This is a genomic window from Kitasatospora sp. NPDC056181, from assembly GCF_042266225.1.
Lineage (GTDB): Bacteria > Actinomycetota > Actinomycetes > Streptomycetales > Streptomycetaceae > Kitasatospora.
In genome coordinates this window covers 1-1,396 of the sequence record NZ_JBHJUK010000340.1, presented here as the reverse complement: position 1 = coordinate 1,396, position 1,396 = coordinate 1, and the positions used below count along the sequence as shown (strand labels likewise).

The 1,396-nt window shown below is 67.0% G+C and carries 1 protein-coding gene; it reads right to left on the bottom strand.

Translation table 11 applies throughout. The features are described 5' to 3' along the window. Positions 1–35 precede the first annotated feature (35 nt). Positions 36–1,307 carry an IS256 family transposase gene (locus ACFC1F_RS43385; RefSeq protein WP_376167348.1) on the bottom strand — a complete coding sequence of 424 codons (1,272 nt, stop codon included), beginning with the start codon at positions 1,305–1,307 and terminating at the stop codon, positions 36–38. Positions 1,308–1,396: the final 89 nt, after the last annotated feature.

Sequence of the window (1,396 nt, the reverse complement as noted above, 5' to 3'; positions counted from 1 at the left end):
GGGCGTGTAAGGGACTTCGTGTAAGTCCCCTGTGGTCATTGGATGCTGAGCCGGTCCTCGAAGAAGAGTGAGAACTGGTTCAGGGCTTCCTTCCAGTGTGCGGCGACGTGGTTGACGTCGCGCGCCTTGGGGTTGATCAGCTCCCGCACGGCCAGGTAGAGGACCTTCAATGCGGCCTGTTCGGAGGGGAAGTGGCCGCGGTTGCGGGTCGCCTTTCGCAGCCGGGAGTTGATCGACTCGACCATGTTCGTGGAGTACACCACCGTCCTTATCGCGGGTGGGAAGGCCAGATAGGGGGTGAACTCGCTCCACGCGGCCTGCCAGGTCCGCACCACCGCCGGGTAGCGAACTCCCAGGTCGGAGGCGGCGAACTCCTCCAGCGCATGCTCGGCGGCCTGCTCGGTCGGGGCGGTGTAGATCGCCTTGAGCGCCGGCACCAGTTTCGAGTGCTCCCGGGCGGAGGCCAGCCGCAGCGAGGAACGGATCAGGTGGATCACACACGTCTGCACGGTGGCCTTGGGCCAGGTCGCCGTGATCGCTTCCGGCAGGCCCTTCAGGCCGTCGCAGCAGACGATGCACACGTCCTCGACGCCTCGGTTCCGCAGCTCGGAGAGTACGGCCATCCAGGTTGTGGCGCCCTCGCCCTCGGCGCCGACCCAAAGGCCCAGGACGTCCTTGCGGCCGTCCATGTCCACCCCCACCGCGAGGTAGACGGGCTTCGAACTGACCGATCCGGAGCGGATCTTCACCCACAGTGCGTCGATGTAGACGATCGGCCAGACCGCGTCCAGCGGCCGGTTCTGCCACGCGGTGAGCTCGTCCACGATGGCGTCGGTGACCTTGCTGATCAGGTCCGCACTGACCTCGACCCCATAGATCTGCACGAGGTGCGAGCGGATGTCGCGCACGCTCATGCCACGCGCGTACAGCGACAGGACGCGCTCGTTGAACCCGGCCAGCCGCCGCGCGTTCTTCGGGACCAGCCGCGGCTCGAAGTCACCGTTGCGGTCCCTGGGCACCGCGACCTTCACCGCGCCCACATCCGTCAGCACGGTCTTCGGCGAGGTCCCGTTGCGGCTGTTGCCCGAGCCGCGACCGGCCGGATCATGCTTCTCGTAGCCCAGGTGCTCGGTCATCTCCGCATCCAGAGCCCGCTCCAGTACGGCCCTGGTGACCTGGGTCAGCAGCCCGCCCTCACCCAGCAGGGCCGCCCCCGAGGCGTCCGCGCGGTCCATCAACCGCTCGACGACCTCGTCCACCAAACGCTCATCGACCGGCTCGACGACCGGTCCGTCCTTCTCGCCCATGTCTTGTCCGTTCCGGCCGGTCAGAGCCCTCAACCGGGCCCAGACCAGCCTTCCAGATCACGGACTTACACGAACTTTCTGACACGCTC